19 protein-coding genes are annotated in these 22,780 nt (G+C 65.5%); 15 read left to right on the top strand and 4 right to left on the bottom strand.

Annotated features, from left to right (window positions below):
- The first annotated feature begins 61 nt into the window (after positions 1 to 61).
- Complete coding sequence (locus DFP89_RS00465; protein WP_114347420.1) at positions 62 to 1,681, top strand: AfsR/SARP family transcriptional regulator; 1,620 nt, start codon at positions 62 to 64, stop codon at positions 1,679 to 1,681.
- Between the two features lie 17 nt (positions 1,682 to 1,698).
- On the opposite strand, the gene DFP89_RS00460 is transcribed toward DFP89_RS00465, so the two are convergent.
- From DFP89_RS00460 to bhcR, 3 genes are all read right to left on the bottom strand, one after another.
- Positions 1,699 to 2,415, bottom strand: a complete 717-nt coding sequence (locus DFP89_RS00460) for a pentapeptide repeat-containing protein (RefSeq protein ID WP_114347419.1) — start codon at positions 2,413 to 2,415, stop codon at positions 1,699 to 1,701.
- A gap of 84 nt (positions 2,416 to 2,499) precedes the next feature.
- Positions 2,500 to 4,182, bottom strand: coding sequence for a DUF6345 domain-containing protein (locus tag DFP89_RS00455; protein ID WP_114347418.1), 1,683 nt, complete (start codon positions 4,180 to 4,182; stop codon positions 2,500 to 2,502).
- Between the two features lie 183 nt (positions 4,183 to 4,365).
- Entirely contained in the window at positions 4,366 to 5,190 is an 825-nt protein-coding gene (bhcR, locus tag DFP89_RS00450) for an HTH-type transcriptional regulator BhcR (RefSeq protein WP_114347417.1), read from the bottom strand.
- 182 nt (positions 5,191 to 5,372) lie between these two features.
- Here bhcR and bhcA point away from each other — a divergent pair, with 182 nt between their 5' ends.
- The 10 genes from bhcA to DFP89_RS00395 all read left to right on the top strand — a co-directional run bounded on the left by bhcA (position 5,373) and on the right by DFP89_RS00395 (position 15,973).
- Complete coding sequence (gene bhcA, locus DFP89_RS00445) at positions 5,373 to 6,563, top strand: L-aspartate--glyoxylate aminotransferase BhcA (RefSeq protein ID WP_114347416.1); 1,191 nt, start codon at positions 5,373 to 5,375, stop codon at positions 6,561 to 6,563.
- A gap of 1 nt (position 6,564) precedes the next feature.
- Entirely contained in the window at positions 6,565 to 7,524 is a 960-nt protein-coding gene (bhcB, locus tag DFP89_RS00440; protein WP_220269789.1) for a beta-hydroxyaspartate dehydratase BhcB, read from the top strand.
- A 9-nt stretch (positions 7,525 to 7,533) separates the two neighbouring features.
- A complete protein-coding gene (gene bhcC / locus DFP89_RS00435) occupies positions 7,534 to 8,697 on the top strand; it encodes a 3-hydroxy-D-aspartate aldolase BhcC (RefSeq protein ID WP_114347415.1) in 1,164 nt (387 codons plus the stop codon).
- On the top strand, positions 8,697 to 9,659 hold the full coding sequence (gene bhcD, locus DFP89_RS00430; RefSeq protein WP_114347414.1) for an iminosuccinate reductase BhcD: 963 nt from the start codon (positions 8,697 to 8,699) through the stop codon (positions 9,657 to 9,659). The genes bhcC and bhcD overlap by 1 nt, the downstream gene beginning before the upstream one ends.
- 41 nt (positions 9,660 to 9,700) lie before the next feature.
- Positions 9,701 to 11,182, top strand: a complete 1,482-nt coding sequence (locus DFP89_RS00425; protein WP_114347413.1) for a nucleobase:cation symporter-2 family protein — start codon at positions 9,701 to 9,703, stop codon at positions 11,180 to 11,182.
- Positions 11,182 to 12,525: an 8-oxoguanine deaminase gene (locus tag DFP89_RS00420; protein ID WP_114347412.1), complete on the top strand. Its 1,344-nt coding sequence runs from the start codon at positions 11,182 to 11,184 to the stop codon at positions 12,523 to 12,525. The genes DFP89_RS00425 and DFP89_RS00420 overlap by 1 nt, the downstream gene beginning before the upstream one ends.
- Before the next feature lie 14 nt (positions 12,526 to 12,539).
- On the top strand, positions 12,540 to 12,890 hold the full coding sequence (gene uraH, locus DFP89_RS00415) for a hydroxyisourate hydrolase (RefSeq protein ID WP_114347411.1): 351 nt from the start codon (positions 12,540 to 12,542) through the stop codon (positions 12,888 to 12,890).
- Between the two features lie 225 nt (positions 12,891 to 13,115).
- The gene (locus DFP89_RS00410; RefSeq protein ID WP_114347410.1) at positions 13,116 to 14,363 is read left to right on the top strand and encodes a urate hydroxylase PuuD; all 1,248 of its coding nucleotides are present in this window, start codon (positions 13,116 to 13,118) and stop codon (positions 14,361 to 14,363) included.
- Between the two features lie 297 nt (positions 14,364 to 14,660).
- Positions 14,661 to 15,380 carry a class I SAM-dependent methyltransferase gene (locus tag DFP89_RS00400; protein WP_114347409.1) on the top strand — a complete coding sequence of 240 codons (720 nt, stop codon included), beginning with the start codon at positions 14,661 to 14,663 and terminating at the stop codon, positions 15,378 to 15,380.
- Between the two features lie 50 nt (positions 15,381 to 15,430).
- Positions 15,431 to 15,973, top strand: coding sequence for a hypothetical protein (locus tag DFP89_RS00395; protein ID WP_114347408.1), 543 nt, complete (start codon positions 15,431 to 15,433; stop codon positions 15,971 to 15,973).
- Positions 15,974 to 15,976: 3 nt separating this feature from the next.
- On the opposite strand, the gene DFP89_RS00390 is transcribed toward DFP89_RS00395, so the two are convergent.
- Entirely contained in the window at positions 15,977 to 16,873 is an 897-nt protein-coding gene (locus tag DFP89_RS00390; protein WP_114347407.1) for a LysR family transcriptional regulator, read from the bottom strand.
- A 119-nt stretch (positions 16,874 to 16,992) separates the two neighbouring features.
- Between DFP89_RS00390 and xdhA the strand changes: the two genes are divergently transcribed.
- The 4 genes from xdhA to guaD are packed head-to-tail and all read left to right on the top strand — an operon-like array spanning position 16,993 to position 22,737.
- Positions 16,993 to 18,438 (top strand): xanthine dehydrogenase small subunit, encoded by a 1,446-nt coding sequence (gene xdhA / locus DFP89_RS00385; RefSeq protein ID WP_114347406.1) that lies wholly within the window; start codon positions 16,993 to 16,995, stop codon positions 18,436 to 18,438.
- Positions 18,435 to 20,732: a xanthine dehydrogenase molybdopterin binding subunit gene (gene xdhB, locus DFP89_RS00380; RefSeq protein ID WP_114347405.1), complete on the top strand. Its 2,298-nt coding sequence runs from the start codon at positions 18,435 to 18,437 to the stop codon at positions 20,730 to 20,732. Before xdhA ends, xdhB begins: the two co-directional genes overlap by 4 nt.
- Positions 20,729 to 21,472 (top strand): xanthine dehydrogenase accessory protein XdhC, encoded by a 744-nt coding sequence (gene xdhC / locus DFP89_RS00375; protein WP_114347404.1) that lies wholly within the window; start codon positions 20,729 to 20,731, stop codon positions 21,470 to 21,472. The genes xdhB and xdhC overlap by 4 nt, the downstream gene beginning before the upstream one ends.
- Positions 21,460 to 22,737 (top strand): guanine deaminase, encoded by a 1,278-nt coding sequence (gene guaD / locus DFP89_RS00370; RefSeq protein WP_114347403.1) that lies wholly within the window; start codon positions 21,460 to 21,462, stop codon positions 22,735 to 22,737. Before xdhC ends, guaD begins: the two co-directional genes overlap by 13 nt.
- Positions 22,738 to 22,780 lie beyond the last annotated feature (43 nt).

Below are 22,780 nucleotides of genomic sequence, written 5' to 3'. Positions count from 1 at the left end.
GTTGTGCCAGGTTAATAAGTATTATTATTCAATCATAACTGTTCACGTCAGGCGAATCGCCATGCCCGCCACGCTGAGTCTGATGGGGTCCGTGCGGCTGCGCGGCACCATCGGGGACGACCTGACCCCCCGCAGCCAGAAGGCGCGCGGGGCGCTGGCGCTGCTTGGCACGGCGCCCGATCTGCGCCTGAGCCGCGCCCGGTTGCAGGACCTGCTGTGGAGCGAGCGGACCAAGCAGCAGGGATCGGACAGCCTGCGCCAGATGCTGCGCGAGCTGCGCGGCGCGCTGGGTGAGGAAAAGCACATCCTGCAGACCGGCGTGGGTTGGGTCGGGCTTGACCCCGAGCGCATGCGCATCGATCTGACGCCGGTCTATGATGCCGGCGGCGCGCCGATCGAATTTGCCGCCGACATCGACATTCCCGACCCCGAATTCGAATGCTGGCTGCGCGACATGCGCCTGCGCCTGACCCCCGAGGATGACGGCCCGACCGCTCTGCAGCGGCAAGGCGGATATGATCAAGCCGACGGCGGCATCAGCGGCACCAGCTCGATCGCTGCCGCGCTGGCCGGGGCCGAGCGCGCGCCCGCCGGCTATGTAGTCGCCCTGGCGCCTGTGGAAAGCAACGATGCCCGCGCCCATGTCATCGGCGAGATGGTCGTGAACGAGGCCGCCGCCCGCGCCTGCGAGATGATCCCGGCACGGCTTGCGGATGATATCTCGGCGCTGAGCCCCTTGGCCGGCACGCAGATCGGTGTCATCTGCTATTCGGCGGGGGTGGATTGCTCGCTGATGGTGGTGATGCGCGACATCCCGAGCGGCCAGCGCGACTGGACGCGCCGCTTCACCATCCGCGCCGCCGACGAGACCGTCACCATGCGCCACGCGGTCGCCCAGATCACCGTCGCCCTGCTGGACCGCGCCCGCCGCACCGCCTCGCCCAACTGGATGACCTTCCCGATCTGGGACGTGTTCAGCTATTCGCGCGAAAGGCTTGAAAATGCCGACCGGGTGCTGGCCGCCATGCCCAGCGGGCCGCAGACCGCGGTCAGCCTGGCGCTGCGCTCCTATCTGCGCAACACGCTGATCATCGAGCGGCTGGTCGACGATCCCAAGGCCTGCTCGGATGAGGCCGACGAGTTTTGCGCCCGCTCGCGCGATCTGGCGCCGAACAACCCCGTCGTGCTGGCTGTCGCCTCGCTGACCGCATCCTGGCGGCGCGATGCCGTGGGGGCGCTCGAACTGGCGCAAGCCGCCTGCCGCGCCGATCCCGACAATGAGCTGGCCTGCCATGCGCTGTCCCAGGCCCTGACCGATTGCGGCCGCGATGCCGAGGCGCTCGAGGCCAATGAGCGCGGCTTTCGCGGCGCGCTGGCCGAGCTGGGTCCGGCATGCTGGCTCATGCGCCGCTCGGTGGTGCAGATCCGGCTGGGCCGTCTTGGCGATGCCGAGAACTCGGCCGCGGCGGCCTTCGCCTTTGCCTCGGACAACCGGCCCTCGCTGCGGTTCCTGGCGGCGCTGCGCTACCATCGCGGCGATCTGTCGGGGGCCGCCGATGCCCTGCGCCATCTGCGCCATGCCGAGCCCGATTTCAGCCTGCCCCTGATGGGAAGCCCGGAATACCCGGTCTCGACCCTGCGCATGGCGGGGCTGATGGGCATTGTCGCCTCGGGTCTCTGATCGCGGGGCATGGCGGGTCATGGCGTCACCAGCACGTCAAAGGCGATCGGCGCGCGCCCCTCGCCACGCTCGACAACCATCCGCGCCCTGCCCGGCGCGACGGCATCGAAGGCCAGCACATAGACCGGCCCCTCGACGGCGCATGGCAGGTTCGATCCGCTCAGGATCTGCGCGCCTTCGATCCGGGCCAGCCCCGGCTTGCGCGCCGCCGGATCCGCCTCATTGCGCAGATGCACTTCCAGCCGGTCGCCGCAGCGCAGCGCGACCGGAGCGTTCATGTGATCTTCGTGAAGGATGCAGGTCGAGGGGCCCTGCCGGGCCGGATAGCGCAAGGGCGGTGCGCCAATGGCCAGCGCGCGCTGCATCGTGTCCAGCCAGGCGCCGCGCAGCCGCGCATCGGTGAGGTCCGCACCGTCAAGCCTTGTGCCGGTCAGGTCGGCACGCTCCAGCTGCGCCCCGCGCAGATCCGCCCCGGCCAGATCGGCAAGGCCAAGACTGGCCCCGACCAGATTGGCGCCCCGGAAATTCGCCCCCTTGGCCTTGGCCGACCACAGGCTTGCGCCCGAAAGCTGCGCCCCCGAAAGATCGGCGCCGCGCAGGTCGGTGTAAGACAGATCGGCCCCGACCATGGTCAGGCCGCTAAGATCCAGTCCCGCCATATCCTTGCCCGCCATTTCCAGTCGTCCGGTCGTCCCGATCTTGCGCATGATGTCGGCGCGGGTGAATTCAGCCATGTCCACCTCTTGTTGTTATTCCGGCGCGGGGCCGGAAGCTTCTGAGTGCCCGGGGAAGGCTGCCTCCTTCCCCGGGCTACCGGATCAGTCTCCCAGGTTGGACTGCATCCAGTATCTCTTGCGGAACCCGCGCGCGCATTCGATCTCGATGCCCTCGCGCGCGACGATCCGTGCGGTATTGCTGCGAACGCCGTAGCCGACCTCAGTCGTGCCCGGCAGAATGGTCAGGTTCAGGGGCGCCGCCCCCCGCGCCGCCAGATCCCGCATCAGCCGCGCGGAATGGCGGGCCAGCGATTGCGCGGTGCCCGGCGCCTCGAGGGCGCAGGTGGGGGCAAAGCCCTCGGGCACCGGCGGATCCTCGGAGCCGCTGTTGGAATAGCTGCGCGCGGGCAGCAGTTCCGCCACCTGACGCAGGGTCGATTCGATGCGCAGAACCGTGCCGTCGGGGCGCATCGCCAGCCGCAGCGTGCCCGCGCCCGGGGTCAGGATCGGAATGCCGCCGATCGACTGGCGGAACTGCACGATGATCTCGTCCAGCGTCTCGACGGGCGGCTCGGCCGCCAGATGCAGGCTCTGTGTCGCCGAGAGCGCCAGCGAAATGCGGTCAAAGACCAGCTCCGAGCCCGGCGAAACAAAGCCGTAGCGGCGCAGCGCGCTGCGCGCCCGGTTGACGAGGGCGCGGCGCTGGATCGGCACGCCGCTCCGCTCGCGCTCGCCGGGTCCGCTGCGGGCAAGTTCCAGCAGGATATGCCCGTCCGCGCGGCGCATGAAATGGATCGCGTCCGAGGAAACCGTCATGCGCCCCTGATCGTCGCGCGGCACCAGCCGGGGCGAGATGTTCAGCGTGTGCAGCACGCGTTCCGCCAGCGCGGTATCCTCGGCCACCGGAACCAATCTGGCGGTGCGCAGCTCGGAGGGCGGTGCCGACAGCACGACATCGCGCCGATGCGCCGGCAGCGTCGCGTGCCAGCGCCAGGCCCACCACGATCCCTTGGCCCGCGCGGCATCAAAGCGGCGCTCGTCAAACAGCGTCGCCAGCGCCTCGTCGCGGGTCGCGCCGCAGGCGGCAACGACCGGATTCTGGTCATGGGCGACGTCCCAGGCGCCGTCCAGCCAGGCTTGGGAAAAGGATTTGCCCATGCGCCAATGGCGCCAGAAATTCGCCCCATACGAGCCCGAATCCCAGCAGACCGAATCGAAACCGAACATCATCCGCAGCCCGGCATTGCTACGTGCCCAGCTGCGCAAGGGATTGCGCCCCTCGGACACGCAAAGCGATTCACTCGTTGACCAAAACAGATACCGCAGCTTGTCGGCGCCAAGCCACATGCGCCCGGATTCCAGACAGGCATCGACGCCGGTCCACAATGCCCCCATCGGCAGGCGGAAGTTCCCGGTATCGTCCATCCGGCCATGCCCGGCATGGTAAAACACGCGGACGGCATCGATATTGCGCCCGGCGGCGGCGGCCAGCCCGGAATCGTAGAGCCAGGATTTCACCGCCGCGTCGCGGCGCCAGTAATCGGGGGCGGCAAAGCTGTCCACCGCATCCAGAAACCCGCCCGCATCGCGATGGGCGGCATTCAGCGCGCCGGCGGCGCGATAGGTCTCGACGCTGCACGCGCCGTAGACCTGGGTCGAGGGGCGGCAGGCATCCAGCATGCCGCTGTTGACGGGCGCGGCAGGGTCGCCGGCAAGGTGCTCTGCCCAGTTCAGGCCAAGCATGCCCGGCTCAAAGCTGTCAAAACTGCCAACGAGATCGTCCATGTTCTGGCTCCTGGCGTAATCGTCCGCGATCCCTTCGGCGGGACCACTGGATCGAATGTTAATGAAAGGCTAAATCATCGACCGTGAAACAGACGTGAATCGCGAATCTTTCCCAGGCACTACCCGAAAATATTAGCATAACATATTGTTTTAAAACAATATCGATTCAACTTGCAGGACGAATCACTCGCTGTCTGTACGCCTGACCATGCCAAAGGACAGTTCGCGCGCAGCCGCGATCACGGTCTCGGAAATGGCCGTCAGCCGCGCATCCCCCATCCGCACCAAGGGTCCCGAGACCGAGATCCCAGCCGCCGCTTCGCCTGCAAGGTCAAAGATCGGTGCGGCAATACAGCGCATGCCAAGGCTGCGCTCTTCATTGTCCAGCGAATAGCCGCGCGCCCGGATCTGTCCGAGATCCTCGAGCAGCGCCTGCGGCTGGGTCAGGGTCATGGGGGTGAAACGCTCAAGCCGCATCTCGCGCAACAGAAAGCGCAGCTCGGTCGGGCGCATATGCGCCAGAAGCGCCTTGCCGATCCCCGAAGCATGCAGCGGCGAGCGGGTGCCGGGCGGGAAAAAGGCGCGGATCGTCTCATGGGTTTCGGCCTGGCTGAGAAACAGCACCGTATCGCCGTTGAGGATGCCCAGATTGGCGGTCTCGCCCGTGGCCTCCATCAGCCGGCGCAGGACCGGGCGCGCACGCTCAACCAGGCCCGAGCGGCGCATGAAGGCCGAGCCGTGGCGAAAGGCAGTCGGCCCGACATGCCAACCCTGGGTCGCATGATCGCTTTCCGCCACGCCCCGCGCGGCCAGCGTGACCAGCACCCGATGCACGGTCGAGGGCGCCAGATCCAGCCGCTGGGCGATCTCGCTCAGCGTCAGCCCGCCCCCTGCGGCAATGAGGTCCAGAATGTCCAGCGCCCGGTGCAGCGCCCGCACGCCGCCGGAATCCTCGCTGCCCGCCGCACGGCCGCGCGGACGACCCCTTTTCCGCGTTTCTGCTGACATTCAACCATTCCTTTCGACTGGTTATCCATTCTATTGAAAATCAAGAATATGAAACGGAAAAACGCAGACCACTGATCTGCAGAGGAAATACACGATTTTTCCATCATTGCGAAATATTTTTCAGAAAAATTGCCCGACTGGACGCCGCGCCCTAGGCTGTTTCACAACTGCGGAGGAAAGCCATGACAAGCCAGAACCCAATCTTTATTCCCGGCCCGACCAACATCCCCGAGGAGATGCGCAAGGCCGTGGACATGCCCACGATCGACCACCGTTCGCCGGTGTTCGGGCGGATGCTGCATCCCGCGCTGGACGGGGTGAAGCAGGTTCTCAAGACCACAGAGGCGCAGGTCTTTCTGTTCCCCTCGACCGGGACCGGCGGCTGGGAAACCGCGATCTCGAACACGCTGTCGCCGGGCGACAAGGTGCTGGCGGCGCGCAACGGCATGTTCAGCCTGCGCTGGATCGACATGTGCCAGCGCCACGCGCTGGACGTCACCATCGTCGAGACGCCCTGGGGCGAAGGCATCCCCGCCGACCGCTTCGAAGAGATCCTGACCGCCGACAAGGGCCATGAGATCCGCGTCGTTCTGGCCACCCATAACGAGACCGCCACCGGCGTGAAATCCGACATTGCCGCCGTCCGTCGGGCGCTGGATGCGGCGGGCCACCCGGCGCTGCTGTTCGTCGATGGCGTCAGCTCGATCGGCTCGATGGATTTCCGCATGGACGAATGGGGCGTCGATATCGCCGTCACCGGCTCGCAAAAGGGCTTCATGCTGCCGCCCGGTCTGGCGATCACCGCCTTTTCGCCCAAGGCCATGCAGGCCGTCGAAACCGCCCGCCTGCCCCACACCTTCTTTGACATCCGCGACATGGCCTCGGGCTATGCGCGCAACGGCTATCCCTATACGCCGCCGGTCGGGCTGATCAACGGGCTGAACCTGGCCTGCCAGCGCCTGCTGGACGAGGGGCTGGAGAATGTCTTTGCCCGCCATGCCCGCATCGCCGGCGGCGTGCGCGCGGCGGTCGATGCCTGGGGCTTCAGGCTTTGCGCCGCGCGCCCGGCGCTTTACTCGGACAGCGTCAGCGCCATCCGCATGCCCGAGGGTTTTGACGCCAACCGCTTTGTCGCCCATGCGCTGGAAACCTATGACATGGCCTTTGGCACCGGGCTGGGGCAACTGGCTGGCAAGGTCTTCCGCATCGGCCATCTGGGCAGCCTGACCGACGCCATGGCGTTGTCGGGTCTGGCCACAGCTGAAATGGTCATGGCCGATCTGGGCCTGCCGGTCACCCTGGGTTCGGGTGTCGCGGCGGCGCAGGAACATTACCGCCGCTCGACCGCGGCGGCCCTGCAGAAGGCGGCCTAGGATGCGGGACGCCATGTATATCCCGACGCTCGATGACATGCTGGTCGCACGCGCCCGCATTGCCCCGCATATCCACCGCACGCCGGTCCTGACCTCGCGCTTTCTGAACGAGCTGACCGGGGCCGAGCTGTTCTTCAAATGCGAGAACCTGCAAAAGGCCGGGGCCTTCAAGGCGCGCGGGGCCAGCAATGCGGTCTTTGGCCTGACCGACGATCAGGCGGCGCGCGGCGTCGCCACCCATTCCAGCGGCAATCACGGCACCTGCTTGTCCTATGCCGCCGGCCGGCGCGGCATCCCCTGCACCGTGGTCATGCCGCGCACGGCGCCGCAGGCCAAGAAGGATGCCGTCAAAGGCTATGGCGGCCGGGTGGTGGAATGCGAACCCTCGACCAGCTCGCGCGAGGCGGTCTTTGCCGAGGTCGTGGCCGAGACCGGGGCCGAGTTCGTGCATCCCTATAACGACTGGCGGGTGATCGCCGGACAGGCGACCTGCTCGGCGGAACTGATCGAACAGGTCGAGGGGCTCAATGCGGTGGTCGCGCCCATCGGCGGCGGCGGCATGATCTCGGGCACCTGCCTGACGCTCTCGAACCTTGCATCGGGGGTGAAAATCTACGCCGCCGAGCCGGAACAGGCCGACGATGCCTATCGCAGCTTCAAGGCCGGCCACATCATCGCCGACGACGCCCCCGAGACCGTCGCCGACGGGCTGAAGGTGCCGCTGAAGGAACTGACCTGGCATTTCGTCAAAAGCCACGTCACCGACATCCTGACCGCCTCGGACCCCGAGATCATTGAGGCGATGAAGCTGATCTGGAAGCGCATGAAGATCGTGATGGAGCCATCGAGCGCCGTGCCTTTGGCCACGATCCTGAAGAACCCCGACACATTCGCCGGCAAGCGCGTCGGCATCATCATCACCGGCGGCAATGTCGATCTTGACCGCCTGCCGTGGAACTGAGGTAACGCCATGAACGCCAAAACGGATTTCGCCGGCTACGAGGTCGGCTATGATATTCCCGCCCTGCCCGGCATGAACGAGGCCGATATCCAGACCCCCTGCCTGATCCTTGATCTGGACGCGCTGGAGCGCAATATCGCCAAGATGGGCGCCTATGCGGCAGCCCATGGCATGCGCCATCGCAGCCATGGCAAGATGCACAAATCGGTCGATGTGCAAAAGCTGCAGGAAAGCCTTGGCGGCGCAATCGGTGTCTGCTGCCAGAAGGTGTCCGAGGCCGAGGTCTTTGCCCGTGGCGGCATTCAGGACATTCTGGTCTCCAATCAGGTCCGCGATCCGCAAAAGATCGACCGGCTGGCGCGGCTGCCGAAAACCGGCGCGCGCATCCTCGTCTGCGTCGATGATGTCGCGAACGTGGCCGACCTCTCGGCGGCGGCGGTGCGCCATGGCACCGAACTGGAGTGCTTTGTCGAGATCGACTGCGGCGCCGGGCGCTGCGGCGTCAAGACCACCCCCGCCGTGCTTGCGATCGCACAGGCCATCGACGCCGCACCCAACCTGAAATTCACCGGCCTTCAGGCCTATCAGGGCGCCATGCAGCACATGGACAGCTTTGAGGATCGCAAGGCGAAACTCGACGCGGCCATCGCGCAGGTGCGTGACGCGGTCGAGGCGCTGACGGCTTTGGGGCTGGAGCCCGAACTGGTCTCGGGCGGCGGCACCGGCAGCTATTACTTTGAGAGCAATTCGGGCGTCTATAACGAGCTGCAATGCGGCAGCTATGCCTTCATGGATGCCGATTACGGCCGCATCAAGGATCGCGACGGCCAGCGCATCGACCAGGGCGAATGGGAAAACGCGCTGTTCATCCTGACCAGCGTGATGAGCCACGCGAAACCCGATCTGGCGGTCTGCGACGCGGGCCTCAAGGCGCAATCGGTCGATAGCGGCCTGCCCTTCATCTATGGCCGCGACGATGTGAAATACATCAAATGCAGCGACGAGCATGGCGTGATCGAGGACAAGGACGGCGTCTTGCGCGTCAACGACAAGCTGCGCCTTGTCCCCGGCCATTGCGACCCGACCTGCAATGTCCATGACTGGTATGTCGGCGTCCGCAACGGCAAGGTCGAGACCGTCTGGCCGGTCAGCGCCCGTGGAAAGGGCTATTGATGCTGGTCGTCGCCGAAAACCAGATCGCCGGGCTGATGACGCCCGAGGCAGCCTTTGACGCCATCGAGGCCGTCTTTGCCGCCATGGCCCGGCGCAAGGCCCAGAACTTTCCGGTCGTGCGTGAGGCGCTGGGGCATGAGGACGCGCTTTACGGCTTCAAGGGCGGCTTTGACGCCGACGCCCTGACGCTGGGCCTGAAGGCCGGGGGCTATTGGCCCAACAACCAGAAGCACGGGCTGATCAACCACCAATCGACGGTGTTCCTGTTCGACGCCGATACCGGGCGCGTCTCGGCGGCGGTGGGCGGGAACCTTTTGACCGCCCTGCGCACGGCGGCGGCCAGCGCGGTCTCGATCAAGTATCTGGCGCCCAAGGGGGCGAAGGTGCTGGGCATGATCGGCGCCGGCCATCAATCCGCCTTTCAGCTTCGTGCAGCGGCCCGCGCCCATGCCTTTGAGCGGGTGATCGGCTGGAACCCCCATCCCGAGATGCTGACCCGTCTGGCAGATACCGCCAGCGAACTTGGTCTGCCCTTCGAGGCGGTGGACCTGCCGACGCTGGGCGCGCAGGCCGATGTGATCATCTCGATCACCTCGTCCTTTGGCCCGCTTTTGATGGACGGCCATGTCGCGGGGCCGACCCATATCGCGGCCATGGGCACCGACACCAAGGGCAAGCAGGAACTCGACCCGGCGCTGGTCGCCCGCGCCCGCGTCTTTACCGATGAGATCGCGCAATCGGTCAGCATCGGCGAATGCCAGCACGCCATCGCGCAGGGCCTGATCGCAGAGGAGACGATCGGGGAACTGGGTGCGGTGGTGACCGGCGACAACCCCGGCCGCGCAGGCGCCGAGGTCACCATCTTCGACGGCACCGGCGTGGGCCTGCAAGACCTCGCGGTCGCGGCGGCCGTGGTCGAATTGGCAAAACAGAAAGGGGTGGCGCAAAAGGTCGATATCTGACCTCAAAGCCACACCCGTCCGATCAGGGAGGATAAGGACGGATGCAAGCAGTTGAAACCCAGACCGGGTTCGACCCGGTCGAGGAACGCATCCCCGGCCCAAGGCTGCTGGCGCTTGGCCTGCAGCATGTGCTGGTGATGTATGCCGGCGCCATCGCGGTGCCGCTGATCGTTGGCCGCGCCCTGCAGCTTGAGGCGCAGGACGTGGCCTTTCTGATTTCCGCCGACCTGTTCGTCTGCGGGATCGTCACCATCATCCAGTCCTTTGGCGTCACGCAATGGTTCGGCATCAAGCTGCCGGTGATGATGGGTGTGACCATCGCCGCCGTCGGGCCGATGGTCGCCATCGCCTCGGCCAGCCCCGGACATGAGGGCGCGCGGATGATGTTCGGCGCGATCATGGCCGCGGGCCTCATCTCGATCCTGTTCGCGCCGCTGGTCGGGCGGCTCTTGCGGTTCTTCCCCAGCGTGGTGACCGGGACCGTCATTCTGGTCATCGGCGTCAGCCTGATGCCGGTCGGGATCAACTGGCTCTTCGGCCTGCCGGTCGGCCCGACCGCGCCCAAGCTGGTCGATCCAGGCCATGCCGCCTGGCTGGAGGGCGCCGTCGCCGCCGGTGGCGTGCCCGCTGGCGTCAAGCTGATGCCTTCGGTCGCCAACCCCGAATATGCCTCGCTGCCGCGGATCCTGATCGGGCTGGTGGTGCTGGGCTCGATCCTGATGATCTCGCGCTTTGCCAAGGGGTTTCTGGCCAATATCGCGGTGCTGATGGGCATCGTGATCGGCGGCATCCTGGCAGCCTCGCTGGGCATGATGCATTTCGACCGGATCGCCGGCGCGGCATGGTTTGCGCCGATCGCGCCCCTGCATTTCGGCACGCCGATCTTTGACCCGGTGATGATCCTGACCATGCTTCTGGTGATGTTCGTGACCATGATCGAATCGACCGGCATGTTCCTGGCGCTCAGCGACCTTTGCGGGCGCAAGATCACCCCAAAGGCGCTGACCGCCGGGCTGCGCGTTGACGGGCTGGGCACCGCGATCGGCGGGCTCTTCAACACCTTCCCCTATACGTCGTTTTCGCAGAATGTCGGGCTGGTCGGCGTGACCGGCGTGCGCTCGCGCTTTGTCTGCGTGGCGGGTGGCGCGATCATGGTGGTGCTGGGGCTGATCCCGAAAATGGGCGCGCTGGTCGAAAGCCTGCCGACGACGGTGCTGGGCGGCGCGGGTCTGGTGATGTTCGGCATGGTCGCCGCGACCGGCATCCGCATCCTTGCAACGGTGGACTTCAAGGGCAACAAGCATAATCTCTTCATTGTCGCCGTTTCCCTTGGGCTTGGAATGATCCCGATGATCGCACCCGACTTCAACCAGTGGCTGCCGCATTCGCTGCATACGCTGATCCATTCCGGCATCCTGCTGGCGGCCGTCGCGGCAGTCCTGCTGAACTGGTTCTTCAACGGCGCCCCCCACGCGACCGAGGAAGACATCCGCAATGCCGGCCACGCCGCCGAGGTGCATTGATGCCCCGCCGCCTGCTGATCCGCGGCGCCGAAGTGGTCGTGACCATGTACGGTGCCCGGCGTGAAATCGCGGGCGGAGACGTTCTGATCGACGGCGGGGTCATCCTCGCCGTCGGCACGAACCTTTCCTCCGAGGGCGCCGAGATCGTCAATGCCCGGGGCTGCGTCGTCACCCCGGGCTTTGTGAACACCCATCACCACCTGTTCCAGACCCTGACCCGCGCCGTGCCCGCCGCACAGGACGCGGCGCTGTTTGGCTGGCTCAGGACACTTTACCCGATCTGGGGCCGCATGGGTCCCGATGACATCCGCCTTTCGACCCGGATCGGACTGGCCGAACTGGCGCTGTCGGGCTGCACCTGTTCGTCGGATCATCTTTACCTGTTCCCGAACGGCGCCCGCCTTGACGACAGCATCGAGGCGGCCTCCGAAATCGGCATCCGCTTCACGGCCACGCGCGGCGCCATGTCCATCGGCGAAAGCAAGGGCGGCCTGCCCCCCGACGCGCTGGTCGAAACTGAGGCCGCGATCCTCAAGGACAGCGAACGCCTGATCGCCGCCTTCCACGACCCGAACCCCGGCGCCATGGTGCAGGTCGGCCTCGCGCCCTGCTCGCCCTTCTCGGTCAGTCGCGAGCTGATGCGCGACGCCGCCATCCTTGCCCGCGACAAGGGCGTGCGCCTGCACACCCATCTGGCCGAAAACGACGAGGATATCGCCTATTCGCTGGCCAATTTCGGCATGCTGCCCGGCGATTACGCCGAAAGCCTGGGCTGGACCGGGGACGATGTCTGGCACGCGCATTGCGTGAAACTCTCGGACACCGAGATCGACCTCTTCGCCCGCACCGGCACCGGGGTGGCGCATTGCCCCTGCTCGAACGCGCGCCTCGCCTCGGGGATCGCGCCCGTCCGCCAGATGCGCAACGCGGGCGTCCCGGTCGGGCTCGGCGTCGATGGCTCGGCCTCGAACGATTGCAGCCATCTCGGGCTTGAGGCGCGCCAGGCCATGCTGGTCGCCCGCCTGCGTGACGGCCCCGCCGCCATGGGCGCGCGCGAGGCGCTGGAGATCGCCACATTGGGCGGCGCCCGCGTCCTTGGCCGCAGCGATATCGGCGCACTGGAACCCGGAAAACGTGCCGACCTGGTGCTGTGGGACGTCTCGGAACTGCCGACGGCCGGGCAATGGGACCCGGTCGCGGCGCTGATCTTCTGCGCCCCGATCCGCCCCCGCGCCGTCTATGTCGAGGGCCGCGCCGTGGTCGATGACCACCGCCTGCTGACCGCTGACACGAACCGCCTGCACGACCAGGCCCGCGCCGCCATCACCCGCCTCGCCGATTGATTACAGGAGCCCACATGCCCGGCTATCTCACCACACATGTCCTCGACACTGCCAATGGCGCGCCCGCGCAGGGCATGCGCATCGAACTCTGGCGCCTCGACGGCGACCGCCGCCTGATCGCCGAAACCGTCACCAATCATGACGGCCGCACCGATGGCCCGATCCTGCCCGAAACCAGCTTCGAGACCGGCGAATACGAGCTGGTCTTCCATGTCGGCGCCTGGCTCGACGCCATCGGCCACAAGGCCGCCGAGCCGCGCTTTCTCGATCAGGTGCCGCTGCGCTTTGGCATGTCCGAACAGGACCATTACCACGTCCCCCTGCTGATCTCGCCCTACGGCTACTCGACCTATCGCGGCAGTTGACCGGCTTCTTTCATGTCCAAATATCCCGGGGGAGGCCCGGTACGGGCCGGGGGCAGCGCCCCCTGAACCGAACGACCGAGGGGGCATTGCCCCCTCTTTCCATTTTCATCATTCCGGCAGATAGATTTTCAACGATCCGTTAAGACAACAAGGGCGAATGCGTGAATAGTCCTGCCCTGCCCGCTCGGGCTAATCTGGCCGCAAGCAAGAACAGGGAGACCCTCAATGTCCGATTTCGCCGTCATCTGGGACTGGCTCGCCTTTGCGATCCGCTGGACGCATGTCGTCACCGCCATCTGCTGGATCGGCTCGTCCTTCTATTTCGTGGCGCTTGATCTGGGGCTGCAAAAGGCGCCCGGACTGCCCAAGGGCGCGCATGGCGAGGAATGGCAGGTCCATGGCGGCGGCTTCTACCATATCCAGAAATACCTGGTCGCGCCCGAGCGCATGCCCGAGCATCTGGTCTGGTTCAAATGGGAAAGCTACATGACCTGGATCTCGGGGGCGGCGCTTCTGATGGTCACCTATTGGGTCGGGTCCGAGCTGTTCCTGATCGACCCCGCCAAGATGGAGCTGGCGCCCTGGCAGGCGATCCTGATCTCGGCCGGCTCGCTCTCGGTCGGCTGGCTGGTCTATACGAACCTGTGCAAATCCAAGCTGGGCGAGACCCCCACGCTGCTGATGCTGCTGCTGTTCGCGCTGCTGATGGTCATGGGCTGGGCCTATAATCAGGTCTTTACCGGCCGCGCCACCATGCTGCATCTGGGCGCCTTCACCGCCACGATCATGACCGCGAACGTGTTCTTCGTCATCATGCCGAACCAGCGCATCGTCGTCGCCGATCTCGGGGCCGGCCGCCCCGCCGATCCGAAATACGGCAAGATCGCAAAACTGCGCTCGACCCATAACAACTACCTGACGCTGCCGGTCGTCTTCCTGATGCTGTCGAACCACTATCCGCTGGCCTTCGCCAATGAATATAACTGGGTGATCGCCGGGCTTATCTTCCTGATGGGCGTCACCATCCGGCATTTCTTCAACACCATGCATGCCCGCAAGGGAATGCCGTGGTGGACATGGGCGGTGACGACGGTGCTGTTCATCATCGTCATGTGGATCTCGACCGCGCCGATGCTGCGCGAAACCGTCGAGGAATCCGAGGCCCGCATCCTGACCCCCACCCAGCAGGCCATGGTCGAGGCGCCCGGCTGGGACGCGGCCTACGGCGCCGTCATGGGCCGGTGTTCGATGTGCCACGCCCGCGAGCCGGGCTATGAGGGCATCCACACCGCGCCCAAGGGCATCTTGCTGGAGACCCCCGACGACATCACCCGCGCGGCGCGCGAAATCTATATCCAGGCCGGCGTCACCGATGCCATGCCCCCCGCCAATGTCAGCTTCATGGAGCCGCAGGAGCGGCAGGCCATCGTGGACTGGTATCGCAGCCTGCCCAAGACCTTCGCCATGAACTGAGGAAAACCGCTTGCCGCGCATCTCCCGGTGCGGCTGGCACTTGGGCGCTCCTCAGGACAGGACAAGCCCACACCGGCTGTTCGCCATGGGCATTTTGACCAACCTTTTGAACCCATACTGGCGCAGTCGCTGGTTCTGGGCGGCCGCCCGGCATGGCTCAAGGCGCAACGCTGGCTGATGGGCATGGTGCTGGCCGCTCTTGCCCTGCGTCTGGCGATCGAGGCCCGGCGCGAAGGATATTTGCCCCACATCGCCCAATCGGCTAGAGCAGCGCAAAGGACATAGCCGGGGGCGCAAATGGACAATAATGGCTGGGACGATTCCGCCGAGGCCTGGATCGCCGATATGGGCGACAAGGGCGATTTTTCGCGCCGCCATGTCCTTGACGCGCCGATGCTGGCGCGCATCCGCGGCCGGGGCTTTCGGAACGCGCTGGATGTCGGCTGCGGCGAGGGGCGGTTTTGCCGGATGCTGGCCGCCGAGGGCATCGCCACCTCCGGCATCGACCCGACCGCGCGCCTGCTGGATGCGGCCCGCGCCCGTGACCCGCAGGGCAGCTATCTGCAAGCCCGGGCCGAGGCCCTGCCCTTTGGCGATGCCGGTTTCGATCTGGTGGTCAGCTATCTGACGCTGATCGACATCGACGACTATGCCGCCGCCATCGCCGAGATGGCGCGCGTCCTGCGCCCCGGCGGCAGCCTGCTGATCGCCAACCTGAATTCCTTCAGCACCGCCGGGGACTGGACCGCCGAGGGCAAGGCCGCCTCCGGTTTTCTGATCGACAACTATCTGGACAGCCGCGCCGAATGGGAAAGCTGGAACGGCATGCTGATCCGCAACTGGCACCGGCCGTTCCACCTGTACATGCAGGCGCTGCTGCAGAACGGGCTGCGGCTGGCGCATTTCGACGAGCCCGCGCCAACGGATGGCGATGCCCAGACCATCGCGCGCTATCGCCGCGCGCCGTGGCTGCATGTCATGGAATGGGTCCGCGACGAGGCCCGCGCCGCCTTTTGATACATGCCGCAGACATGATATGTCTGACGCAATCTCATACGAGGATCGACATGAAGCTGCCGCTGACCAGTCTCGTGCTACTGCCGCTGAGTGCCGGCGCGGCGCTGGCCTGTTCGGCCGTCGAGGTCACGAAATCCACCGTCACGCGCGGCGAGGGCTGTTCGGTCGCCTACAGTTCCGCAAAGCTGTCCATCGCCTCCTACCCCGTCGAGCGGCTTTCCCCACATGTCTTGCGGCAGGTCGTCACCAAGGGCGCCTGCATTGGCGAGCAGATCGTGTTCTATTACGATTGCGCGCAGGGCCGGGGCGTCTGGCTGGGCGGAGAGTTCAGCACCATGGGCGTGTTCTCGCCCGAGCCACCGAAGAAATCCGCCAGCTATGTGCCGCCGGCGATGTCCCCCGGCCCGGCCGCATATTTCGCCGAGAATCTGGAACCGACATTCGCGCCGGGCTACGATATCGACGCCATCCACACCAAGGCCGCCGCCCTGCCTTGGATCACGCAAACGGGCCGGATCAGCACGCCCAAGGTCACGGTCGAGGGCAAACCCTTCAACCTTGCCTGCGGCTGCAAGCTGAAGTCCGCGCCGTAACCGTCAGGCAAAGACCCCCCGCGTCTCGCGGGCGATGAAATCGGCAAACAGCCGCACCTTGGGATCCTGCAAGCGGCGGTGCGGGGTCAGCACGCCGAATTGCGCCGGCACCGGCGGGGTCTTTGCCAGCACCTCGACCAGCCGGCCCTGCGCCAGATGCTCGGCTACCTCATAGCGCGGGCGGTTGACGATGCCGCGCCCCTCCAGCGCCCAGCCGCTGAGCACGTCACCGTCATCGGCGTCGAAACGACCATTCACCAGCAGCTTCTGCGGACCCTCGGGGGTTTGCAGCACCCAGTAATATTCCGGGCTGCGCGGGTAACGCAGCAGCAGGCAGTTATGCGCGGTCAGATCCTCGGGGCGCTCGGGCGTGCCGTGCCGCTCCAGATAGGCGCGCGTCGCCACCAGCACGCGCTTGCATTCGGCGATGCGGCGCCATTTCAGCGCCGAATCCTGCGGCTCTCCCAGAAAGAAGGCCAGATCGATGCCATCGGCGATGATGTCGACATTGCGATCGGAAAGCCTCAGGCGCAGCTCGACCCCCGGATATTCGTCGCAGAACTTGGGCACCAAAGGCGCGATCAGCCGCCGCCCCAGACCCAAAGGCGCCGTCACCCGCAAGGCGCCATGCGGCATGCCCGAAAAACCCGACACCACCGCCTCGGCCTCGTCCAGAGTCTCGATCACGCGGCGGGCATTGTCGTAGAAGGCGCGCCCCACCTCGGTCGGGACCAACTTGCGGGTGGTGCGGTTCAGTAGCCGCACCCCGTAGCGGGTTTCCAGATCCTTGATCCGGTTCGAGGCCACCGCCGGCGACATGCGCAGATCGCGCCCCCCCGCCGTGATCGAACCCAGTTCGACCACCCGCACGAAGACCCGCAGACTTTCAAGATATGGCACGGGGCCGCCCCACTTCTTTCAATGAATGGTGGAAAGTCTTATGCTCATTCGGTGATTTCGCAAAGCCCATTTCGCCACTAGGCTTTTCCCAAGATCCAGCCATCCCACGCGAGAGCCGAATGAACCAGGAATTGCGATTTTTGCTCAATGACACCGAGATCCGGCTGAGCGAGGCCGGAGCCGGCGATACGCTTCTGGACTTTCTGCGCCTGAACCGCCGCCTGACCGGCAGCAAGGAAGGTTGCGCCGAGGGGGATTGCGGGGCCTGCACCGTGCTGGTGGGGCGGCTTCATCACGGCCAGTTGCGCTATGAGCCGATCAACGCCTGCATCCGCTTTCTGGCCTCGTGCCATGGCTGTCATGTGGTGACCATCGAACATCTGCGCGGTCCCGATGGGGACCTGCATCCGGTTCAGGCCGCCATGGTCGAACATCACGGCAGCCAGTGCGGGTTCTGCACGCCCGGCTTTGTCATGGCGCTTTATGGTCTGTGGATGGGAAATCCCCGCCCCGACATGGGGGCGATTGAAACCGCGCTGCAGGGAAATTTGTGCCGCTGCACCGGATATGAGCCGATCGTGAAGGCGGCCTTTGCCGCCAGCGAGGCGGGCGGCCAGCATATGGACGCGCTGATTGCCGAGCGCACCCGCATCAGCGCGCAGCTTGCCGCGATCCCCGCCGACCGGGTCGAGATCGCGCGCGGGGATGACCGCGCCATCCTGCCCGCGGATGCCGCCGATCTGGCGCAGGTGCTGGCCGAAAACCCCAAGGCCACCCTTGTCGCGGGCGCGACCGATGTGGGGCTGTGGGTGACAAAACACCTGCGCAATATCTCGCCCGCCGTGTTCATCGGCCATCTGCAGGACCTGAAACGGATCCAGATCACCCCTGGCCATATCACCATCGGCGCCGGCGTCACCTATTCGGAATTCGAGCCCTTCATTCTGCAGCATTTCCCCGAGGCGCAGGATTACTGGCTGCGCATCGGCGGCTGGCAGGTCAGGAATGCGGGCACGATCGGCGGCAATGTGGCGAATGGCTCCCCCATCGGGGAAACGCCACCTTTGCTGATCGCGCTTGGTGCCAGCTTGGTCCTGCGCAGCACCGAGGGCCGGCGCGAAATCCCGGTCGAGGATTATTTCATCGCATACGGCCAGCAGGACCGCCGCCCCGGCGAATTTCTGGAATCGATCACCGTGCCGCTGCGGGGCGATGCACTGATCGCCGCCTACAAGGTCAGCAAACGCCACCATGCCGATATCAGCGCCGCGGCTGCCGCCTTCCGGGTGGAAACCGACGGCAGCATCATCACCGATGCCCGCGTGGCCTTTGGCGGCATGGCGGGCATCCCCAAACGCGCCCCCCATGCCGAGGCGGCCTTGCAAGGCCAGCCCTTCGCCGCGGAAACCTTTGAGGCGGCGGCTCGCGCCGTGGCAGATGACTTTCAACCGCTCAGCGACTGGCGCGCCAGTGCCGCATACCGCCAGCAGCTTGCCGCCAATTTCTTTCGCCGCTTCTGGCTGGAACAATCCGGCATCGAACATCGCCTGAGGAGGGGCGCATGAAACAGAACGTCTCTCCCAAGGGTGCCGCCCATAGCCCGATCATCCACGATTCGGCACAAAAGCATGTGACCGGGCGCGCGGATTATATCGACGACCTGACCGAACCCAGCGGGACGCTTCACGCCTATCTGGGGCTGTCGGACATTCCTCATGGCCGGATCACCGCCATGGATCTTGAGGCGGTGCGCAAGGCCCCCGGCGTGCATCTGGTCCTGACCGCGGATGATATCCCTGGCGAAAACGACATCAGCCCGACCGGGCTGCATGACGATCCGGTCCTTGCCTTCCCGAATGTGGCCTTTTACGGCCAGCCGATCTTTGCCGTTGTGGCCGAAACCCGCGATCAAGCACGGCGCGCCTGCAAGCTGGCCCGCATCGACTATGAAACGCTGCCCTTTGCGCTGGACCCGATAACCGCCCGTGATGCTGACATGGGCTATGTGACCAAGCCGCTGACGCTGGCGCGCGGCGATATGGAGGATATGGCCCGCGCGCCGCGCCGACTGTCTGCACGGATGACGGTCGGCGGGCAGGAGCATTTCTACCTTGAAAGCCAGATCGCCATGGCCATCCCGGGCGAGGATGACGAGGTCAGCATCCATGTCTCGACCCAGCACCCGACCGAGGTGCAGCACATGGTCGCCCATGTCCTTGGCGTTCCGGCCAGCGCGGTGGTGGTGAACGTGCGCCGCATGGGCGGAGGGTTCGGCGGCAAGGAAACGCAGATGAACCTGTTTGCCTGCGTGGCGGCGGTGGCGGCAAAGCGGCTGGGCCGGGCGGTCAAACTGCGCCCCGACCGCGACGACGACATGACCATCACCGGCAAGCGCCATGATTTCGTCATCGATTATGAGGTGGGCTTTGACGACAACGGCAAGATCCACGCCGTCAGTGGCGATTTCTATGCCCGCTGCGGCTTTTCGGCTGACCTGTCGGGGCCGGTCACGGACCGGGCCCTGTTTCACGCCGACAATGCCTATTACTATCCGGCGGTCGCGCTGCGCAGCCACCCGATGCGCACCAATACCTGCTCGAACACGGCATTTCGCGGCTTTGGCGGCCCGCAGGGCGTGATCCTGGCCGAACGCGTGGTCGAGGATATCGCCTATGCCCTTGGCCGCGACCCTTTGGAAATCCGCAAGCTGAACCTTTACGAAAACGGCCAGCTTACCCCCTATCACCAGACGGTCGAGGATCAGATCCTGCCCCAGATCCTTGCCGAGCTGGAAAGCAGCAGCGACTACCACGCCCGCCGTCAGGCCGTGCTGGACTGGAACGCAAGGGGCGGCGTCATCCGCAAGGGCATTGCCCTGACCCCGGTCAAGTTCGGCATCAGCTTTACCGCGACATGGTACAATCAGGCCGGCGCGCTGATCCATATCTATTCCGACGGTTCGATCCACCTGAACCATGGCGGGACCGAGCTGGGTCAGGGCCTGAACACCAAGGTCGCACAGATCGTGGCCGAGGCGCTTGGCGTCGATATCGACCGCATCCGCATCACCAAGACCACGACTGAAAAAGTGCCCAATACCTCGGCCACGGCAGCGTCCTCGGGCACGGACCTGAACGGCATGGCAGCACTGGACGCCTGCCGCCAGATCCTGGAGCGCCTGACGGGTTTCGCCGTGGACAGCCATGGCGTCAAACCCGATCAGGTCAGCATTGGCGAGGTCGTCCAGATTGGTGACAAGACCCTGCCCTTTGCCGATTTCATTCGTCAGGCCTATATGGCCCGGATCCAGCTTTCGGCGGCGGGCTTTTACAAGACGCCGAAAATCCACTGGAACCGCGACGCGGGACGCGGGCGGCCATTCTATTACTTCGCCTATGGCGCCGCCTGCGCCGAGGTTTCTGTCGATACGCTCAGCGGCGAATACGTGATCGAGCGTGCGGATGTCCTGCATGACGTGGGCCGCAGCCTGAACCCCGCACTGGACAAGGGACAGGTCGAGGGCGCCTTTGTCCAGGGCACCGGCTGGCTGACCAGCGAAGAGCTGTGGTGGGATGACAAGGGGCGGCTGCGTACGCATGCGCCCTCGACCTACAAGATCCCGCTGGCCTCGGACCGGCCAAAGGTCTTCAACGTGGCGCTTGCGGATTGGTCGGTGAACCGCGAACACACCATCAAGCGATCCAAGGCCGTGGGCGAGCCACCCTTCATGCTGGGCATCTCGGTCTTTCAGGCTTTGAATATGGCGGTGGCCAGTTTCAACGACTATCTGGAAAACCCGCGCATCGATGCCCCCGCCACGCCCGAGCGTGTGCTGATGGCCATCGAGAGGCTCAGATGATCCGGGTTGTTATCACGCATACGCGCGGCTCAACCCCGCGCGAGACGGGCGCCGCGATGTTCGTCACGGCGGATGGCACGCAAGGTACGATCGGCGGCGGCCAACTGGAATACATGGCCATCGACCGCGCCCGCCAGATGCTTGTTCGGGCCGAAGACGCAGCCTGCATGGACGTACCGCTTGGCCCCGAGATCGGCCAATGCTGCGGCGGCCGGGTCAAGCTGACGTTGACCCGCATCAGCTCCATGCCCGCCCCGCCCGACCATCCGCAGGTGCTGATCTTTGGCGCGGGCCATGTCGGGCGGGCGCTTGCCCATGCGCTGGCCCCCCTGCCGGTACGACCGATCCTGATCGATCAGCGTGCCCCCGAACTGGCGCAGGCAAGTGGCGAAACCCGGCTGACCCCGCTGCCCGAGGCAGAGATCCGCCGCGCCCCCACGGGCAGCAGCTACCTCATCCTGACCCATGACCACGCGCTTGATTTCCTGCTTGCCGCCGAGGCGCTTCGGCGCCTTGACGCGCCCTATATCGGCATGATCGGCAGCCGGACAAAGCTGGTGCAATTCCGCCGCTTCGCCCATGCGCAGGGGCTGGATACCGACCGCCTGACCTGCCCCATCGGCGCGGGCTGGTCAGGGGACAAGCGCCCCGAAATCATCGCCGCCTTCACCGCCGCCGAACTGATCGGCCGCCTTACCCAAACCGTCTCTTCGTCAAGTGAACACCCATGCGACAACTGATCCGGGGGCGCACGCTCTCTTTCCATGCCGACCCGGCTGAAACCGGCAAGGCCTTCACCTATCATCATGACGGTGCCATCATCACCCGCGATGGCAGGATCGAGGCGATCGGCGACTATGCCACGCTGCGCGCGCCCGACCTGCCCGAGATCGACCACCGGCCGCACCTGATCCTGCCCGGCTTTATCGATCCGCATCTGCATTTCCCGCAGGTACAGGTGATCGCCAGCTGGGGCGCGCAGCTTCTTGACTGGCTCAACACCTATACATTCCCCGCCGAGGCGCGCTTTGCCGATCCGGCACATGCGGCAACCATGGCCGATGCCTTTCTAAGGCTGCTGCTTTCGCATGGCACCACCACTGCGGCCGCGTTCTGTTCAAGCCACCCGCAATCGGCTGACGCCCTGTTCACCGCAGCCAGGGCCCGGAACATGGCCATGATCGCGGGCAAGGTGATGATGGACCGCAATGCCCCCGATGCGGTGCTGGACACGCCGCAGCAAGGCTATGACGACAGCAAGCGGCTTATCGAAACCTGGCACGGGCACGGCCGCCAACGCTACGCCATCACGCCGCGCTTTGCGATCACCTCGACGCCCGAGCAGCTGGCAATGACCGGCCAGCTTGCCCGCGAACATCCCGACTGCCACATCCAGACCCATCTGAGCGAAAATCATGCCGAGATCGAACTGACCCTGAGCCTGTACCCAAAGGCGCGCGACTATCTGGACATCTACGAAACCCATGGCCTGCTTGGCCCAAAGCTTTTGCTTGGCCATTCCATCCACCTTAAGCCGCGCGAGATCGCCCGCATGGCGGAGACCGGCAGCCGCGCCATCTTCTGTCCGACCTCGAACCTCTTCCTCGGCTCGGGCCTGTTTGACGAGGCGGGGCTGCGCGCGGCGGGGATCACCACGGGCATCGCCACCGATATCGGCGGCGGCACCAGCTATTCCATGCTGCAGACCCTGAACGAGGGCTACAAGATCCTGCAACTGCGCGGCCAGAAACTGCATCCCTTGGCCGCCTTCCATTGGGCCACGCGCGGCAATGCGCTGGCGCTTGGCATGGCGGACCGTATCGGCACGCTTGATCCCGGAACGGATGCCGATCTGGTGGTTCTGAACAGCCGCGCCACCCCCGCCATGGCGCTGCGCATGGAAACGGTCGAGACGCTGGCCGAAGAGCTGTTCGTCCTGCAGATCCTTGGTGACGACCGCGCCATTGCCCAGACCTATGTCGCCGGAAAGCCCATGCTGGGCTGATCCACGACAGAAGGCTGTGAACGCCAAGCCCGGCGCATTCTCC

The sequence above is a fragment of the Paracoccus lutimaris genome (assembly GCF_003337565.1).
Lineage (GTDB): Bacteria > Pseudomonadota > Alphaproteobacteria > Rhodobacterales > Rhodobacteraceae > Paracoccus > Paracoccus lutimaris.
Note: the sequence above shows the minus strand (reverse complement) of the source record. Positions and strands in the feature narration are given on the sequence as shown.

Coding starts and splice junctions, on each gene's coding strand:
- DFP89_RS00465 (WP_114347420.1), top strand. CDS start 62: ATGCCCGCCACGCTGAGTCTGATGGGGTCCGTGCGGCTGCGCGGCACC.
- DFP89_RS00460 (WP_114347419.1), bottom strand. CDS start 2,415: ATGGCTGAATTCACCCGCGCCGACATCATGCGCAAGATCGGGACGACC.
- DFP89_RS00455 (WP_114347418.1), bottom strand. CDS start 4,182: ATGGACGATCTCGTTGGCAGTTTTGACAGCTTTGAGCCGGGCATGCTT.
- bhcR (WP_114347417.1), bottom strand. CDS start 5,190: ATGTCAGCAGAAACGCGGAAAAGGGGTCGTCCGCGCGGCCGTGCGGCG.
- bhcA (WP_114347416.1), top strand. CDS start 5,373: ATGACAAGCCAGAACCCAATCTTTATTCCCGGCCCGACCAACATCCCC.
- bhcB (WP_220269789.1), top strand. CDS start 6,565: ATGCGGGACGCCATGTATATCCCGACGCTCGATGACATGCTGGTCGCA.
- bhcC (WP_114347415.1), top strand. CDS start 7,534: ATGAACGCCAAAACGGATTTCGCCGGCTACGAGGTCGGCTATGATATT.
- bhcD (WP_114347414.1), top strand. CDS start 8,697: ATGCTGGTCGTCGCCGAAAACCAGATCGCCGGGCTGATGACGCCCGAG.
- DFP89_RS00425 (WP_114347413.1), top strand. CDS start 9,701: ATGCAAGCAGTTGAAACCCAGACCGGGTTCGACCCGGTCGAGGAACGC.
- DFP89_RS00420 (WP_114347412.1), top strand. CDS start 11,182: ATGCCCCGCCGCCTGCTGATCCGCGGCGCCGAAGTGGTCGTGACCATG.
- uraH (WP_114347411.1), top strand. CDS start 12,540: ATGCCCGGCTATCTCACCACACATGTCCTCGACACTGCCAATGGCGCG.
- DFP89_RS00410 (WP_114347410.1), top strand. CDS start 13,116: ATGTCCGATTTCGCCGTCATCTGGGACTGGCTCGCCTTTGCGATCCGC.
- DFP89_RS00400 (WP_114347409.1), top strand. CDS start 14,661: ATGGACAATAATGGCTGGGACGATTCCGCCGAGGCCTGGATCGCCGAT.
- DFP89_RS00395 (WP_114347408.1), top strand. CDS start 15,431: ATGAAGCTGCCGCTGACCAGTCTCGTGCTACTGCCGCTGAGTGCCGGC.
- xdhA (WP_114347406.1), top strand. CDS start 16,993: ATGAACCAGGAATTGCGATTTTTGCTCAATGACACCGAGATCCGGCTG.
- xdhB (WP_114347405.1), top strand. CDS start 18,435: ATGAAACAGAACGTCTCTCCCAAGGGTGCCGCCCATAGCCCGATCATC.
- xdhC (WP_114347404.1), top strand. CDS start 20,729: ATGATCCGGGTTGTTATCACGCATACGCGCGGCTCAACCCCGCGCGAG.
- guaD (WP_114347403.1), top strand. CDS start 21,460: ATGCGACAACTGATCCGGGGGCGCACGCTCTCTTTCCATGCCGACCCG.